17 protein-coding genes are annotated in these 15,682 nt (G+C 72.2%); 9 read left to right on the top strand and 8 right to left on the bottom strand.

The annotated features are described in order from the left end of the window. Positions 1-90: 90 nt before the first annotated feature. From ACTHLI_RS02955 to ACTHLI_RS02945, 3 genes are read right to left on the bottom strand one after another with little or no spacing between them, the layout of a single operon-like run. Entirely contained in the window at positions 91-1,803 is a 1,713-nt protein-coding gene (locus tag ACTHLI_RS02955; RefSeq protein ID WP_440181371.1) for an alpha-glucosidase, read from the bottom strand. Between the two features lie 41 nt (positions 1,804-1,844). Beyond that, the gene (locus ACTHLI_RS02950) at positions 1,845-2,375 is read right to left on the bottom strand and encodes an N-acetyltransferase family protein (protein WP_440181370.1); all 531 of its coding nucleotides are present in this window, start codon (positions 2,373-2,375) and stop codon (positions 1,845-1,847) included. Further along, complete coding sequence (locus ACTHLI_RS02945) at positions 2,372-2,983, bottom strand: GNAT family N-acetyltransferase (protein ID WP_440181369.1); 612 nt, start codon at positions 2,981-2,983, stop codon at positions 2,372-2,374. The genes ACTHLI_RS02950 and ACTHLI_RS02945 overlap by 4 nt, the downstream gene beginning before the upstream one ends. Before the next feature lie 88 nt (positions 2,984-3,071). On the opposite strand from ACTHLI_RS02945, the gene ACTHLI_RS02940 reads away from it, so the two are divergent. Further along, positions 3,072-3,830 (top strand): hypothetical protein, encoded by a 759-nt coding sequence (locus ACTHLI_RS02940; RefSeq protein WP_440181367.1) that lies wholly within the window; start codon positions 3,072-3,074, stop codon positions 3,828-3,830. A 17-nt stretch (positions 3,831-3,847) separates the two neighbouring features. On the opposite strand, the gene ACTHLI_RS02935 is transcribed toward ACTHLI_RS02940, so the two are convergent. The 3 genes from ACTHLI_RS02935 to ACTHLI_RS02925 are packed head-to-tail and all read right to left on the bottom strand — an operon-like array spanning position 3,848 to position 6,176. Further along, complete coding sequence (locus ACTHLI_RS02935; RefSeq protein ID WP_440181366.1) at positions 3,848-5,344, bottom strand: aspartate ammonia-lyase; 1,497 nt, start codon at positions 5,342-5,344, stop codon at positions 3,848-3,850. Positions 5,345-5,355: 11 nt separating this feature from the next. Continuing rightward, positions 5,356-5,853, bottom strand: a complete 498-nt coding sequence (locus ACTHLI_RS02930; protein ID WP_440181364.1) for an SRPBCC family protein — start codon at positions 5,851-5,853, stop codon at positions 5,356-5,358. Then, entirely contained in the window at positions 5,850-6,176 is a 327-nt protein-coding gene (locus ACTHLI_RS02925; protein ID WP_440181362.1) for an ArsR/SmtB family transcription factor, read from the bottom strand. Before ACTHLI_RS02925 ends, ACTHLI_RS02930 begins: the two co-directional genes overlap by 4 nt. Before the next feature lie 93 nt (positions 6,177-6,269). On the opposite strand from ACTHLI_RS02925, the gene ACTHLI_RS02920 reads away from it, so the two are divergent. From ACTHLI_RS02920 to ACTHLI_RS02900, 5 genes are read left to right on the top strand one after another with little or no spacing between them, the layout of a single operon-like run. Beyond that, positions 6,270-7,004 (top strand): hypothetical protein, encoded by a 735-nt coding sequence (locus ACTHLI_RS02920; protein ID WP_440181361.1) that lies wholly within the window; start codon positions 6,270-6,272, stop codon positions 7,002-7,004. Positions 7,005-7,060: 56 nt separating this feature from the next. Beyond that, positions 7,061-7,930: a TIGR03560 family F420-dependent LLM class oxidoreductase gene (locus tag ACTHLI_RS02915; RefSeq protein WP_440181359.1), complete on the top strand. Its 870-nt coding sequence runs from the start codon at positions 7,061-7,063 to the stop codon at positions 7,928-7,930. 47 nt (positions 7,931-7,977) lie between these two features. Then, positions 7,978-9,078 carry an alcohol dehydrogenase catalytic domain-containing protein gene (locus ACTHLI_RS02910; RefSeq protein ID WP_440181357.1) on the top strand — a complete coding sequence of 367 codons (1,101 nt, stop codon included), beginning with the start codon at positions 7,978-7,980 and terminating at the stop codon, positions 9,076-9,078. Positions 9,079-9,095: 17 nt separating this feature from the next. After that, positions 9,096-9,851, top strand: coding sequence for a 3-oxoacyl-ACP reductase FabG (fabG, locus tag ACTHLI_RS02905; protein WP_440181356.1), 756 nt, complete (start codon positions 9,096-9,098; stop codon positions 9,849-9,851). Further along, positions 9,848-10,306 carry a MaoC family dehydratase gene (locus ACTHLI_RS02900; RefSeq protein WP_440181354.1) on the top strand — a complete coding sequence of 153 codons (459 nt, stop codon included), beginning with the start codon at positions 9,848-9,850 and terminating at the stop codon, positions 10,304-10,306. The genes fabG and ACTHLI_RS02900 overlap by 4 nt, the downstream gene beginning before the upstream one ends. Positions 10,307-10,370: 64 nt before the next feature. On the opposite strand, the gene ACTHLI_RS02895 is transcribed toward ACTHLI_RS02900, so the two are convergent. Both ACTHLI_RS02895 and ACTHLI_RS02890 read right to left on the bottom strand, forming a co-directional pair. Beyond that, positions 10,371-11,603 (bottom strand): acetyl-CoA C-acetyltransferase, encoded by a 1,233-nt coding sequence (locus tag ACTHLI_RS02895; protein WP_440181353.1) that lies wholly within the window; start codon positions 11,601-11,603, stop codon positions 10,371-10,373. Between the two features lie 15 nt (positions 11,604-11,618). Next, positions 11,619-12,836, bottom strand: a complete 1,218-nt coding sequence (locus tag ACTHLI_RS02890) for an acyl-CoA dehydrogenase family protein (RefSeq protein ID WP_440181352.1) — start codon at positions 12,834-12,836, stop codon at positions 11,619-11,621. An 81-nt stretch (positions 12,837-12,917) separates the two neighbouring features. Here ACTHLI_RS02890 and ACTHLI_RS02885 point away from each other — a divergent pair, with 81 nt between their 5' ends. Genes ACTHLI_RS02885 through ACTHLI_RS02875 form a run of 3 tightly spaced genes read left to right on the top strand, consistent with a single transcriptional unit; the run spans position 12,918 to position 15,666 of the window. Then, on the top strand, positions 12,918-13,571 hold the full coding sequence (locus ACTHLI_RS02885) for a QsdR family transcriptional regulator (protein WP_440181351.1): 654 nt from the start codon (positions 12,918-12,920) through the stop codon (positions 13,569-13,571). Continuing rightward, positions 13,568-14,011: an acyl-CoA thioesterase gene (locus ACTHLI_RS02880; protein ID WP_440181350.1), complete on the top strand. Its 444-nt coding sequence runs from the start codon at positions 13,568-13,570 to the stop codon at positions 14,009-14,011. The genes ACTHLI_RS02885 and ACTHLI_RS02880 overlap by 4 nt, the downstream gene beginning before the upstream one ends. 47 nt (positions 14,012-14,058) lie before the next feature. After that, positions 14,059-15,666 (top strand): long-chain-fatty-acid--CoA ligase, encoded by a 1,608-nt coding sequence (locus ACTHLI_RS02875; protein ID WP_440181349.1) that lies wholly within the window; start codon positions 14,059-14,061, stop codon positions 15,664-15,666. The last annotated feature ends 16 nt before the right edge of the window (positions 15,667-15,682 follow it).

Genomic DNA, 15,682 nt, shown 5'->3' with positions numbered 1-15,682 from the left:
CCGCGCTCCGCCCCCGCGCCCGGGGGGGTGCATTATGAGGGTGTTGCGGCCCCCCCGCCCCCACACAAACAAAACAAAACTCCACCCCGATCAGGCGAGGAGGTAGATGCGGCTCTCCCACCCCGCGAGCGTGATCGGGCCGGGAGCCAGGGTCGCGGGCCGCTCGGGCACCGAGCCGAGCAGGAGGCGCGAGCCCGCCCATCCGTCGCCCAGCTCGAGGTCCCGCGGCCTCCGGCTGCAGTTCGCGATGACGAGCATCCGCTGCCGGTCGAGCGTCCGGACGTACGCCCAGATCTCCGGGTCGTTGTCGAGCACGCCCGCGAAGTCGCCCATCGCGAACACCGGGTGCTCGTGCCGCAGGGCGATCAGCGCGCGGTAGTGCTCGAAGACGCTGCCGTCCTTGCCGACCTGCGAGGCCGCGTTCAGCCAGGTCCGGTTCGGGTTCACGGGCAGCCACGGCTCACCGGTCGTGAACCCGGCGGTCTCCGACGCGTCCCACTGCACCGGGGTGCGCGCGTTGTCGCGCCCCACCTTCGCCATGCCGGTCAGCGCCGCCTCCTGGTCGAGGCCCTCGTCGAGGACGCGCCGCCAGTGGTTCACGGCCTCCACGTCCCGGTGCTCGTCTGCGGCGCCGAACGGGTAGTTCGTCATCCCGAGCTCCTCGCCCTGGTAGACGTACGGCGTGCCGCGCATGCCGTGGAGGATCGTCGCGAGCGCCTTCGCCGACTGCTCCCACCAGGCGGGGTCGTCGTCGCCGAACCGCGACACCGCGCGGGGCTGGTCGTGGTTGTCCCAGTAGAGGCTGTTCCAGCCCTTCTCGGCGAGCGCGGTCTGCCAGCGGTGGAGGGAGCGCTTCAACGCGAGCCGGTCGAGTCCGATCCAGTCCCACTTCGACGTCGGCCCCTGGTCGAGCGAGACGTGCTCGAACTGGAAGACCATGTCGACCTCGCCCCGCGCCGGGTCGGTGTAGAGGATCGCCTCCTCCGTCGTGACGCCCGGCATCTCGCCGACAGTGAGGTACTTCCCCTCCCGGCCGGCGAAGACGCGCTCGTGCATCTCCGCGAGGAACTCGTGGATGCGCGGGCCGTTCGCGAACAGACTGAACGCGTTCACGTAGCGCTCGCCGGCGACCGGAGGCGCGTCGGCGAACGACTGCTCCTTCGAGATGAAGTTGATGACGTCCATCCGGAAGCCGTCGACCCCCCGGTCGAGCCACCAGCGCATCATGTCGTAGACGGCCTCGCGGACGTCCTCGTTCTCCCAGTTCAGGTCCGGCTGCTTCCGGTCGAACAGGTGCAGGTAGTACTGCCCGCTCGCCTCGTCCCACTCCCAGACTGACCCGGAGAAGAAGGAGCCCCAGTTGTTCGGCTCCCGCCCGGGCCCACCCGCGCCCGTCGAGGGGTCGCGCGGGTCCTTCCAGACGTACCAGTCCCGCTTCGCGCTGTCGCGGCCGGAGGCGGACTCGACGAACCAGGGGTGCTCGTCGGACGTGTGGTTGACCACGAGGTCCATCACGAGCTTGATACCGCGCGCGTGCAGCGCGGCGATCAGCTCGTCGAGCTGCTCGAGGCTGCCGAAGAGGGGGTCGATGTCGCGGTAGTCCGCGATGTCGTATCCGTTGTCGGCCTGCGGGGAGACGTAGATCGGGGACAGCCACACGACGTCCACACCGAGCGTCGCGAGGTGGTCGACGTGCTCGAGGACGCCGCCGAGGTCGCCGACGCCGTCCCCGTTCGAGTCGGCGAAGCTGCGCGGGTAGATCTGGTAGACGACGGCGGAGGTGAACCAGGCGGCATCGGGCACCCGTCCATCCTGGCCCTGCGCACGGCCCGCCTCCGACGCCCTCAGAGCGCGCGCTCGAAGACCAGATCGTCCTCGTACCGGTCCCCGAGCTTGAAGCGCTTCGTGCCGACGACGGCGAAGCCGTGCTTGCCGTAGAAGCGCTGCGCTCTCGCGTTCTCCCGGTTCGTGCCGAGCCACATCCCGACCGCGCCCCGCTCGCGCGCGGCCTCCACGCTCCGCGACAGCAGCACGCCAGCGGTGCCGCGCCCGTGCGCGTCCGCGCGCACGTAGATCTTCGAGAGCTCCACGGTCGGACGGATCCTGATCGCCGCAGCGACGTCGGGGTCCGCCGGCTCGCCGACGACGAGCATGGTGTAGCCGTCCAGCCGCTCCCCCGCTGCGTCCTCGGCGACGAGGAGGATCCGGTCCGGGTCCTCCAGGTAGCGGGCGAACGACGCCTCGGACAGGGCGGTCGCGATGAAGTCCGCGATCGCCTCCTGCGTGGTGCTCGGCGGGCAGGCGAGGGCGAACGTGGCGGCGGCGACCTCGGCGAGCGCGCTCGCGTCGGCAGCAGCCGCGAGGCGGACGGTCACTCGGACGGCTCCTCGGCGCGTCGGGCCTCCTCGGACGCCTCGAACTCGGGCCGGAGCAGCCCCATCTGCACCTGGTCGACCCACTCGCCGTCCAGGAACACGGCCTCGCGGCGGATCCCTTCGACCTGGAACCCGGCCTTCTCGTAGGCGCGGCGTCCGCGTGCGTTGAACGCGGCGACCGAGAGCCCGATCCGGTGCAGCCCCATCGAGCGGAAGCCGTATCGGGCGGCGACGCGGACGGCGTCGGTCCCGAAGCCGCGGCCGACCTGGGTCGGGCCGATGATGATGCCGAGGGTCGCAGCGAGCGACGGCAGCGCGATCCCCCACAGCGTCACGTGCCCGACGAACTCGCCGGTCGAGTTCGCCTCGATGCTGAAGCCGACGCCGGTGCCCGAGTCGTTCGCGCTCCAGCGCCGGAACAGCTCCTGCGCGGGGCCGTCCGGCCTCGGCCGCACGGTCTCCTGCTGAAGCACCTGCCACTCCGGATCGGCCCACCACCGCTCCAGGTGGGTGAGGTCCCGCTCCTCGAGCGGGCGGAGGCGCACCAGGTCGCCCTGCAGGAGGTCGCGGCCGTACGCCTGTGCGGATTCCGGGTCGTCGATCGGCATCCGAGCAGTATCCCGGTCGCCGGCTGTCGGTGGCCCCTGCTGAAGTGCTGCACTCGAGCGCCCGTGCCGCGAAGAGGATGGAGGAACGATGGCCGAGAAGATGGGCATCGAGGCACGGATCGCGCACTTCCTGCGGGTCTCGGAGGACTCGTCGGCGACGCAGGCGGAGCGGGACACCGCGGGGCGGGAAGCGGAGCGGCTGCTCGCGAAGCACGCGATCGACCGCCTCACGCTCGATACCGACGGGGCGCAGCGGGCCGAGCACGAGCCCATCGAGCGCCGGACGATCGCGGTGAACGGCGGCCGGGGCACGATCGCGCTCGACGTGGTGCTCGGGCTGATGTCGGTCGCGGGGTCGCTCGGCCTCGTCGCGCACTACCGCGATCGGCGCGTGGTCGACCGGTACTGGGACGCCCCGGGGACGAAGGCGCACGTCGAGCTCGTCGTCACCGGGTTCCACTCCGATCTGATGCTCGCGGTGCCGCTGCTCGAGTCGCTCGCGGTGCAGGCGGCGCTCGCGATGCGAGCGTGGTGGCGATCGGATCCGCGGCATCGGCTGATCCAGCGATGGGACGCGCATCTCGCGCGCTGCGAGTTCGCGCGCGAGTTCGGCCGGGGCGCCGCAGCGCGTCTGGCCGCCGGGCGTCAGGAGGCGATCGCGACGACCGGGCCGGGCACGGCGCTCGTCGTCGCCGCCCGCGAGGAGCAGGTCGAGACCTGGGTCCGGGACCACGTGCGGGTGCGCAGCGCGACCGATCGCCGGTCGTTCTCCGGCTACGGCCGGGCCCCCGGCTACGCGGCGGGCCTCCGTTCCTCCGGCACCGCGCAGCGCGCCGTGGGCGGGTGACCGGCGTCGGGACCGACTCAGATCGAGTCGGCCTCCGTCGGCTGCGTGATGGCGATCGCCGCGGTCTCCGGCCCGACGACGGACATGGAGCCGGTGAGCGGGGCGGTGTTCGTCAGGCGCTCGGGCGCCGTCAGCACGGCGACCCGCTCCCGCGTCATGAGGCCCGCCTCGACCACGAGGTCGGCGATGTCCCTCCCGGTGAGCAACGCCGTCTTCGCGAGCGCCGACGCGGCCGCGTACCCGATGTACGGCGTGAGCGCGGTGACGACGCCGACCGAGGTGCGCACCATCGTGTCGAGGCGGCCCACGTTCGCCCGGATGCCCTCGACGCAGTGCTCGCGGAGCGTCTTGCACCCCGCCGCGAGCCAGACGACGTTCGTCAGGATCGAGTGCAAGATCACCGGCTCAAACGCGTTCAGCTGCAGCTGGCCCGCCTCCGCCGCCATCGTCACGGTGACGTCGTGCCCGACCACGGCGAACGCGATCTGGTTCACCACCTCCGGGATCACCGGGTTCACCTTGCCCGGCATGATCGACGAGCCCGCCTGCCGAGCCGGGAGGACGATCTCGCCGAGACCGGCCTGAGGTCCGGACGAGAGCAGTCGCAGGTCGTTGCAGATCTTGGACAGCTTCACCGCTGCGCGCTTGAGCACGCCCGACATCTGCATGAACACGCCGGTGTCGCTCGTCGCCTCGATCAGGTCCCCCGCGGTGACGTACTGCTCGCCGAGCAGGTCGGTGAGGTGCGCCCGCACGGTCGACGCGTAGCGCGGGTCGGCGGTGATGCCCGTGCCGATGGCGGTCGCCCCCAGGTTGATCTCCCGGAGGAGCGGCAGCACCTCCCGGATGCGCTCCTCGTCCTCGCCGAGCGTGGTGGCGAAGCCGTGGAACTCCTGCCCGAGCGTCATCGGGACGGCGTCCTGCAGCTGCGTGCGCCCGACCTTCAGCACGTCGTGGAACTCGTGCCCCTTGTCGGCGAACGCGCGCTTGAGGGCGACGTGCTCGATCAGGAGGTCCTCGAGGGCCATCGCGATCGCGATCTTCGCCGCGGTCGGGTAGACGTCGTTCGTGCTCTGACTGCGGTTGACGTCGTCGATCGGGTTGAGCGTCGCGTAGTCGCCGAGCTCGTGCCCGGCGAAAGCCAGCGCGACGTTCGCGACGACCTCGTTCGCGTTCATGTTCGTGGACGTGCCCGCGCCGCCCTGGATGACGTCGACCACGAACTGGTCGTGGTACTCGCCCTCCCGGATCGCGACGCAGGCGCGCTCGATCATCGCGGCCTTGGTGGGATCGATGGTGCCGAGATCGCGGTTCGCGCGCGCGGCGGCCTGCTTCACGATCGCGAGCGCGTCAACGAGCCGGGCGTGCCGGGAGATCGGGGTGTTCGAGATCGGGAAGTTCTCGAGCGCCCGGGCGGTGTGCGCGCCCCAGTAGGCGGCTGCGGGGATCTCGACCTCGCCGAGGCTGTCGGTCTCGATGCGGGTGGGAGCGGAACGGACGCCGGTGTCGGTCACGGCCACCCAGGCTACGCGGCCGGGCCGCTCCCCGGCCGATAGACCGGGATCAGCTCGCGCCATCGTGCTGCCCAGTCGCCGGGCGTCCGACCGGCGAGCGCGGTGCCCAGGTCCTCGAGGTGCACCTGCCAGCCCGCGGCGTGGTCCGGTGCCTCGTCCACCGGGAGCCCGCGCTCCTCCACGACGAGCCGCGCGCCGTCCCCCTCCGGCGTCACCGTCGCGACGATCTCGGTCGAGGATCCGTCCTCCGCAACGGTCGTCACGACCAGGCGGTGCGGCGGCTCGCACTCGTCGACGCGCCCGTCCCCCTCCCACGAGCTCGTGAACCGGATGCGGAACGCGCCGCCGACGGCGAGGTCCCCGGTCACCTCCGCGATCCAGCGCGAGAGCCGCTCCGGCCGGGTGATCGCGGACCACAGATCCTCCGGGCTGGTCGCGTAGACGTCCTCGACGTGCACGAGGGCCGCGTCGCGGTGGGGGCGGACGACGGACAGGACGCGGTCGGTCATGGGGTGCTCCTTCTGTCCCGCTGCCCGCGGGCGATCTCGGTGTGGAGGGCGTCGAGCCGGTTGCGCCAGAGTGCCCGGTAGTCGTCGAGCCAGGCGTCGAGCTCGGCGAGCGGCTCGGCGCGGATGGAGTAGACGCGGAACTGGGCGCGCGACTCGACCTCCACGAGGCCCGCCTCGCGCAGCACCCGGAGGTGCCGGGACACCCCGGGTCGTGCGATCGGCAGGCGCTCGGCGAGCTCGTTCACGGTCCTCGGGCCCTCGCGGAGCGCGTCGAGCACGGTCCGGCGGCTCGGATCCCCGATCGCCTGCAGCACCGCGTCCACATGCGTATGTAACCACTCGGGTACATACGGGGCAAGCCCTGGTCTTCCCGGGTCGCAGCCCCCGCGTCGCGCGCCCTTCACGAGAATGCCCCCGTGTCGATCCCCCCGCCGCCCGAGCCGGTCGACGGGCGTCCGCATCCGGCGCGGCCGTGGCGTCTCGCGATCGGCCTCGACGTCGTCGCGCTCGTGCTGCTCGCCGTCATCGCGGTCGAGGCCTGGCGCAGTGACTTCGCCGGCATGCTGCTGCTGTCGCTGCTCGGGGTGCCGCTGGCCCTCGTCGCAGCGATCGCCAGCGGCCGAGCGCTCGTGCGCACCCGCGGGCGCGTGCCGCGCTGGGCTGCGATCGGTCTCGCGATCGTGCTCACCGCCGCCGTCGTACCGACGGGCGCCGTCGTGATCGCCGCAGCCCGAACCGCGGCGCCGAACCCCGCCCGCGATGCGGCCGACCGCCTCGCGGCAGTCGTGACGAGCGCCGGCGGCCACCGCATCTGCGGTCAAGGCGACCCCGGCCGCGGCCCCGACAACCTGCAGCCCTGGTACGACGAGCTGCTCACCGCACCGGCGAACGACCGGTTGCGACAGCGCCTCGTCGATCGCGCGAATCGACTGGGATGGATCGTCTCCACCGACGACGCGTACGACTTCCAGCGCCGGCCGACACCACGGGTCGACATCGACACGGCGCTCGAGGAGCAGGACGCGTGCTCCTTCGGCGACCGGCGGACGGCGGCTGCCGGCTGGACGCTCGTCCGCATCCGCACCTTCTACCCGTATCGCAACCTCGGCCCGGAGGATGTGCAGACACCCACCACGCCGCCCGAGCACTGAGGCCCCCTCCTGACGGCTTGGCCGGACGCTCAGTCGAGGAGGCGCAAGGTGTGCTCATGAAGCTCGCGCTGCACTTCCTGAACTTCACGATGCCCGGCCAGCCCGACAGCCTCGCCAGGACGCTCGCCGACACCGCGAAGGCGGCCGACGACGGCGGCTTCGCGGCCATGACGGTGATGGACCACTGGTTCCAGATGATCCCGCTCGGCGGCTCGGCCGAGCCGATGCTCGAGGGGTACACGACCCTGGGCTATCTCGCCGGCAAGACCGAGCGACTCCAGCTCGGCACGCTCGTCACCGGCGTCACGTACCGGTACCCGGCGCTGCTCGCCAAGATCGTCGCGACCCTCGACGTGCTGTCGCAGGGCCGCGCGTTCCTCGGGATCGGGGCCGCCTGGTACGAGGAGGAGCACGCCGCATACGGCGTGCCCTACCCGAGCCTGAAGGAGCGCTTCGAGCGCCTCCGGGAGGCGCTCGAGATCACGAAGCAGATGTGGAGCGACGACGACGGCCCGTACGAGGGGCGGCACTACCGGCTGGGCGCGACGATCTGCAACCCGCAGCCACTGCACCGGCCCGCGGTGCTGATCGGCGGGTCCGGCGAGCGCAAGACCCTGCGGCTGGTCGCGGAGTTCGGCGACGCCTGCAACCTGTTCGACTCGGGCCCGGAGGAGGTCGCCCGGAAGCTCGACGTGCTGCGCGGGCACTGCGACGACGTGGGCCGCGACTTCTCCACGATCCAGGCGACGCTCACGACGCAGGGGCCGGAGCAGCCGGATGACGTGGATGCGTTCCTCGGCCGGATGGAGCAGTACGCCGCGATCGGCATCGACCAGGTCTGGGTCCGCGCCGCCGCGCCCGACCCGGCGGGCTTCGCGACCCGACTGGGCGAGACGCTCGTCCCGCGTCTGGCCGAGCTCGGCTGAGGGCACGGCTGCAACATCCTTCAGATGTGTTGCGTAGGCTCGGCGATGTGCGGATCACCGGTGCTGTGCTCGAGGAGTCGGGGCGCCCCGGCCCGTTCGCGGAGAGCCTCCCGCTGACCGTCGACGAGCTCGACCTCGCCGAGCCGGGCCCCACCGAGCTGCTCGTGCGCATCGAGGCGGCGGGGATCTGCCATTCGGACCTCTCCGTGGTCGACGGCAACCGTCCGCGCCCGACGCCCATGCTGCTCGGCCATGAGGCGGCGGGCGTCGTCGAACGCGCGGGCGCCGAGGTGCGGGACGTCCGTGAGGGCGACAGGGTCGTGCTCACGTTCCTCCCCCGCTGCGGCGACTGCGCGGCGTGCGCGACGGACGGGCGCCTCCCCTGCGAGCGCGGGAGCGCGGCGAACGGCCGGGGCGAGCTGCTCGGCGGCGGCACGCGGCTGTCCCGGCGGGGCGAGCCGATCGCGCATCACCTCGGTGCGTCGGCGTTCGCGGACCACGCGGTGGTCGACCGCCGCTCGGTCGTGAAGGTGCCGTCCACGGTGCCGCCGGAGGTCGCCGCGCTGCTCGGCTGCGCCGTGCTGACCGGAGGCGGGGCCGTCCTGAACGCCTCCGGCGTGCGGGACGGCGAGCCCGTCGCGATCGTCGGGCTCGGCGGCGTCGGCACCGCCGCGCTGCTCGTCGCCAGGGCGACCGGGCACCCGGTGATCGCCGTCGACGCCGTCGAGAGCAAGCTCGCGCACGCCCGCGCGTGCGGCGCCGACGAGGCGTGGACGCCGGAGCAGGCGGCCGAACGCGGGGTCCGCGCGCCCGTCGTCGTGGAGGCCGCCGGTCACCCGGCTGCGTTCGAGACCGCCTTCGCGCTCACCGCGGCGGGCGGCACGACCGTGACCGTCGGGCTGCCGCGCGCGGACGCACGGTCGAGCATCCCGCCGCTGACGGTGACGAGCGAGGCGCGCACCGTCGTCGGGAGCTACCTCGGCTCCTCCGTACCCGCGAGGGACGTGCCCGCGTACGCCGACCTGTGGCTCGACGGCAGGCTGCCCGTCGAGCGCCTCGTCAGCGGGCGGGTCGCCCGCGGCGACAACAACCGCGCCATGGAAGCACTCGCCGGCGGCGGCGCGCTCCGGCAGCTGATCACGTTCTGAACCAGGGAGGAGCACACATGAGCGGACGACGGGTCGCGATCGTGACCGGAGGTGCGCGCGGCATCGGCGCGGCGATCGCGAAGCGCCTCGCGGCGCAGGACCGGGCGGTGGCGGTCATCGACCTCGAGGAGTCGGCGACGGCCGACACGGTCGAGGCGATCCGGGCCTCCGGAGGCGAAGCGGTGGGGATCGGCGCGGACGTCTCCCGCACCGACGACGTCGAGGCGGCCGTCGCGCGCGTCGCCGAGGAGCTCGGGGCGCCGACCTTCCTCGTGAACAACGCGGGCATCCTCCGGGACAACCTGATCTTCAAGATGACGGACGCCGACTGGGACGCGGTCGTCGCCGTGCACCTGCGCGGCGCCTTCCTCATGAGTCGCGCGGTGCAGCGGCACCAGGTCACGGAGGAGTGGGGGCGCATCGTCTCGCTGTCCTCGACGAGCGCGCTCGGCAACCGCGGGCAGGCGAACTACGCGGCGGTCAAGGCGGGGCTGCAGGGCTTCACGAAGACGCTGGCGATCGAGCTCGGCCGTTACCACGTGACCGCGAACGCGATCGCGCCCGGCTTCATCGCCACGGACATGCTGCGGCAGACCGCGGAGCGGATGAAGGTGTCCTTCGACGACTTCCTCGCGGGCGCCGCGAAGGAGATCCCGGTCGGCCGCGTCGGACGACCGGAGGACGTCGCGGAGGCGGCCGCGTTCTTCACCTCCGACGCCGCGTCGTTCGTGTCCGGACAGGTGCTCTATGTGGCGGGAGGGCCGAAGGCATGAGGTTCGAGTCCCCGGAGGCGCTCCTCGTGGGGGGGGGTGCCGACCTCGGCACGAGCGAGTGGCTCACGATCGACCAGGAGCGGATCGACCGGTTCGCGGATGCGACCGACGATCACCAGTGGATCCACGTCGACCCGGCGCGCGCGGCGGACGGCCCGTTCGGCGGGACGATCGCGCACGGCTACCTCTCCCTGTCCCTCCTGGCGCCCTTCATGTTCGACCTGCTCCAGGTGGACGGCACCGCGCTCGTGATCAACGCGGGCTCGGACCGCGTGCGGTTCGTGTCGCCCGTGCGGGCGGGATCCCGAGTCAGGGCGCGCGCGACCCTCGCGGGCGCGGAGCGCATCCCGACCGGGGTGCGGGCCCACACCGCGGTGACGCTCGAGATCGAGGGCGGGGACAAGCCGGCGCTCGTCGCCGAGACGCTCACGGTCTTCGTCCCGGCCGAGCCCTGAGTGCATTTTGAAGGGGTTTCTGCGGCCCTCCGGGCGGCAGAAACCCCTTCAAAATGAACGGAGGTCAGCTGAGGCGCTCGATCACCATGGCCATGCCCTGACCGCCGCCGACGCACATCGTCTCGAGCCCGAACGTCCGGTCCTTCGTCCGCAGGGCGTTCAGGAGGGTGGTGGTGATCCGGGCGCCGGTCATCCCGAAGGGGTGCCCGAGCGCGATCGCGCCGCCGTGCACGTTCAGGCGGTCCCACTCCACCCCGAGCTCGTCCGCGGAGGGGATCACCTGCGCCGCGAACGCCTCGTTGATCTCCACGAGGTCGATGTCGGCCATGGTCATCCCGGCGTTCGCGAGGGCCCGCCGGCTCGCCTCCACGGGGCCGAGGCCCATGATCTCCGGCGACAGCGCGCTCACGCCGGTCGCGACGATCCTGGCGAGCGGGGTCAGCCCGAGCTGGTCGGCGAGCACGTCGGACACCACGACGAGCGCCGCAGCCCCGTCGTTCAGCGGGCAGGCGTTGCCGGCGGTGACGGTGCCGTCCTTCCGGAACACCGGCTGCAGGGTCGCGAGCGTCTCGACGGTCACGCCGGGCCGTGGGCCGTCGTCCGCGGACACCGTGCGCCCGTCCGGCGTGGTCACCGGCGTGATCTCGCGCGCGAAGACGCCGTCCGCGATCGCGGCCTCGGCCCGGTTCTGGCTGAGCGCCGCGTACTCGTCCTGACGCTGCCGGCTCACCCCCTTCAGGCCGGCGACGTTCTCGGCCGTCTGCCCCATCGCGATGTAGGCGTCCGGGAGCAGGCCGTCCTCGCGCGGGTCGTGCCAGGCGCCGCCGTCCTCAGCCCGGCGTCGCGTGCGCTGCTCCGCGTCCGCGAACAGCGGGTTGAGGATCTCGTGCGGGTCGCGCCCCGGGATGAAGTCGGCGCTGCCGTTCGTGAAGTGCGTGACGGACTCGACCCCGGCGGACACGAACGCGTGCCCCTCCCCCGCCTTGATCGCGTGGAACGCCATCCGGGTGGACTGGAGGCTCGAGGAGCAGTACCGGTTGACCGTCGTGCCCGGCATGAAGTCGTAGCCGAGCAGGACGGCGACGATCCGCGCCATGTTCATGCCCTGCTCGCCGCCTGGCAGGCCGCAGCCGAGGATGAGGTCGTCGATGCGCGCCGGGTCGAGCTCGGGGACGGCGGCGAGCGCCTCCTGCACGATGCGGGCGGCCAGGTCGTCGGGCCGGAACCCGACGAGCGAGCCCTTGTTCGCCCGGCCGATCGGCGACCGCTTCGCCGCGACGATGACTGCTTCGGTCATTGCTGAGCTCCTTCGTCAGACGAACGCGTTCATGCCCGTGATCGAGCGGCCCACGATCAGGGTGTTCATCTCGCGCGTTCCCTCGTAGGAGTAGAGCGCCTCCGCGTCCGCGAAGAACCGGGCGACACCCTTGTCGAGCACGATGCCGTTCCCGCCGAGGATCTCCCGGGCGTAGGCGACCGTCTCCCGCATGCGGGCGGTCGCGAACGCCTTCGCGAGCGCGGAGTGCTCGTCCTTCTGGCTGCCCTCGTCCTGCATCTGGGAGGCGCGGAGGCACATCCCGATCGAGGCGGTGATGTTGCCGAGGCCCTTCACGAGCAGGTCCTGGATGAGCTGGTGGCTCGCGATGGGCTGCCCGAACTGCTCGCGCTCCTTCGCGTAGGCGAGCGCCGCCTCCCACGCGCCGACCGCGACGCCGACCGCCTGCCACGCGACCTCGCAGCGCGTGAGCCGCAGCACGGTCGCGACGTCGCGGAACGAGCGGATGCCGGGCAGGCGCCGCTCCTCCTGCACGCGGACGTCCGACAGGGTGATGTCCGCGTTCTGCACGCTCCGGAGGGCGATCTTGTCCTCGATCTTGTCCGCCCGGAACCCGGGCAGATCCGTGTCGACGAGGAAGCCCTTGACCTGGCCGTCGGCCTCGTCCTTCGCGTAGATCACGACGAAGTCGCTGAACGTCGCGTTGCCGATCCAGCGCTTGGCGCCGTTCAGCACCCAGGCGTCGCCGTCGCGCCGCGCCGTCGTGCGCAGCCCCCGTGCGGAGTCGGAGCCGGAGTACGGCTCGGTCAGGCCGAAGGCGCCGAGCAGCTCGCCGCGCGCCATCCTCGGCAGGAGCTCGGCCTGCTGCTCCGGCGAGCCGCCGACGTGGATCGAGCCCATCGCGAGACCCGACTGCACCCCGACGAACGTCGCGACGGACGCGTCGACACGTCCCATCTCGAGCGCCATCCAGCCGCGGAACACGGCCGTGTTCGGGAACTTCCGCACCTCCGGCACGAACGGGCCGAGCGCGCCGAGGTCCGCGAGCCACGGGATGACCTGCTTCGGGAACTCCGCGCGGGCCCAGTACTCGTCGGCGATCGGCCGCACCCGCTCCTCGAACACGGCGCGGAACGCGGCCGCGTGCCGCTGCTCGTCCGGTGTGAGGAAGTCCTGGTAGCGGTAGAAGTCGGCGACCAGGTGGTCGAGCGTCGGCTCGTCCCGGTCGGTCTGCGCCGCATCGGTGATCGTCATCGCACCCCTCAACTCCCTCGGTCGGGCCCGCCCGGGAGTCTACGCATCACTTTTCGAAACGTTGCACGGTAACCTGCCCGCATGACCGCGCTCGCCGCTCCTCCGCGCGCCACCGGGCTGGGCAGCCTCGGCGCGACGCTGGTGCCGAGCCCGCTGTCCGAGCGGCTGGGCACCCACGAGGACGCGGAGCGCGCCTTCCGCGCCGCGCGGCACCGGTTCATCGCGGGCGACCGCATCGACATGTCCGCGCTCGCGGCGGAGCTCGGCGTCGACCGCACCTCGCTGTTCCGCTGGGTGGGGAACCGGGACGCGCTCCTCGCCGAGATCCTCTGGAGCCTCGCCGTGCCGACGTTCGACGCGGCCGACGCCGCGACGCACGAGCAGGGCGCCGACCGCGTCGAAGGGGCGCTGACGCGCTTCGTGCGCGACCTGATCACGGCCGACTACTTCCGCGGCTGGATCACGCGCGAGCCGTCGCGGGCGCTCCGCATCCTGACGGGCGCTGCCGCTCCCGTGCACCGGCGCTTCGTCGCGATCGTCGAGCGGCTGCTGGAGGAGGAGATCGCCGCGGGGCGCATGACCACCCCGCTTCCCCCGCACGATCTCGCGACCGTGCTCGTCCGCGTCGCGGAGTCCTACGCGTACGCCGACCTGATCGCGGGTGAGCGCCCGGACGCCGGCCGCGCCGCCGCCGCGTTCGCGCTGGTGCTCGCCGCCACGAGGACGGCGCGGTGAGCGACGAGCGTCCGGCCCTCGCCGACTACCCGTGGCGTCGCCCGTTCCCCACGCGCTGGCACGACAACGACGTGTTCGGCCACGTGAACAACACGATCTACTACGCCGCCATGGACACCACGGTGACGAGCTGGCTCCTGGGTCAGGCCGGGTACGGGATGACGGAGGCGCAGGGCGACCCCGCCGTCGTGATCGCGTCCTCGTGCCGCTACTTCGCCTCCGGCGCGTTCCCCGACACCCTCGTCGTCGGGTTGCGCGCCGACCGCGTCGGCACCACGAGCGTCTCGTGGGGGCTCGGCATCTTCCGCGAGTCGGACGAGGAGCTCCTCGCCACCGGCACGTTCGTCCACGTCTTCGTCGACCGCGAGACGCGGCGACCCATCCCCGTCCCGTCCCCGATCCGCGACCGCGTCGTCGCCGAGCTGGGAGCGGACGCATAGGCAGCGGGAGCATCCTCGCTCCCGTCACTTCGAAGGAGAAGCAGCGAATGAACGACGACGTTCTCGACGGCCCCGGCAACGCGACGCTGTCCGTCGCCACGATCCTCGCCGAGGCCGCGCACCGGTACCCGGACAAGACCGCGGTCATCTGGGCCGGCCAGACCGGGCCGCAGTCGCGCGCGACCTTCCGGGAGCTGTGGGAGGACGCGAAGCGGATCGGCGGCGTGCTGCGGGCGCGCGGGATCGGGCGCGGCGACCGCGTCGCGATGCTCGTGCCGAACGTGCCGGACTTCCCCAGGGTCTACTACGCGATCCTCGCGGTCGGCGCGGTCGCCGTGCCGATCCACCTCCTGTTCAAGAAGGAGGAGATCGCGCACGTGCTCCGCGACAGCGGCGCGAAGCTCGTCGTGATCGGGGCCACGAGCCTCGGCGAGGCGCTGCCCGCCGCGATGGAGACCGGTGTCGACGCCGTCTCCGTGCTCCTCCCGGAGGCGGCGAAGGACCTGGCGCCGATCCCGCGGCTCGAGGCGCTGATGGCCGAGGCGGAGCCGATCGTGCGGCAGGAGGCGATGAACCCGCTCGAGCCGGCGACGCTCCTGTACACGAGCGGCACGACCGGGACGCCGAAGGGCGCCGTCGGCTCGCACTTCTCCCTCGTGGAGCAGGTGAACGTGTCCCTGATCGACTCGTTCGACATGCAGCACGACGACGTCGTGTTCGGCGGTCTGCCGCTGTTCCACACCTTCGGCCAGACCTGCGTGCTGAACACCGCGTTCCGGCGCGGGGCGACGATCATCATGCTGCCGAAGTTCGAGCCCGCAGCCGCGCTCACCGCGATGGCGGAGCACGGCGCGACGGTGTTCACCGCCGTTCCCACCATGTACGTCGGGCTGCTCGCGGGCGCCAGGGCGGGGGCGCCGAAGCCGCAGCTCCGGTACGCCGTGTCGGGCGGAGCGCCCCTGCCGCTCGCGGTCCTCGAGGAGTTCACCGACACCTTCGGCGCGACGGTCTACGAGGGGTACGGCCTGACGGAGACGTCGCCCGTCGTCTCGTTCAACCCGGTCGGGCGCCCGATCCGGCCAGGCACGATCGGCGTGCCGATCTGGGGCGTCGACGTCGTCATCGCGGATGCGGACGTCGACGACCGGATCGTGGAGCTGCCGCGGGGCGAGCTCGGTGAGCTGGTCGTGCGCGGCCACGACCTCTTCAAGGGCTACCTCGGCAAGCCGGAGGCGAATCGCGCGGCGGTCGTCGACGGCTGGTTCCGCACCGGCGACCTGGCGACGATGGGCGAGGACGACTACCTGACGATCGTCGACCGCAAGAAGGACATGATCCTGCGCAACGGCTACAACGTGTACCCGACGGAGGTCGAGGGCGTGATGATGCGCCACGAGGCGGTGCAGGCCGCCGCGGTCTTCGGCACCCCGCATGCGAAGCACGGGCAGGAGGTCGAGGCCGCAGTCGTGCTCCGGGAGGGCGCGCACGCGACGGAGGACGAGCTGCGCGAGTTCGTGAAGGCGCGGATCGCGGCGTACAAGTTCCCCCGTGTCGTGCACCTGGTCGACGAGCTGCCGCTCGGCCCCTCCGGCAAGGTCCTGAAGCGCGAGCTCACCCGCATCTACTCGGAGGAGCAGGCCCCGGCCCCCGCCTGACCCGCCGCAGCGCCAC

The organism is Amnibacterium sp. (genome assembly GCF_051956055.1).
GTDB lineage: Bacteria > Actinomycetota > Actinomycetes > Actinomycetales > Microbacteriaceae > Amnibacterium.
Note: the sequence above shows the minus strand (reverse complement) of the source record. Positions and strands in the feature narration are given on the sequence as shown.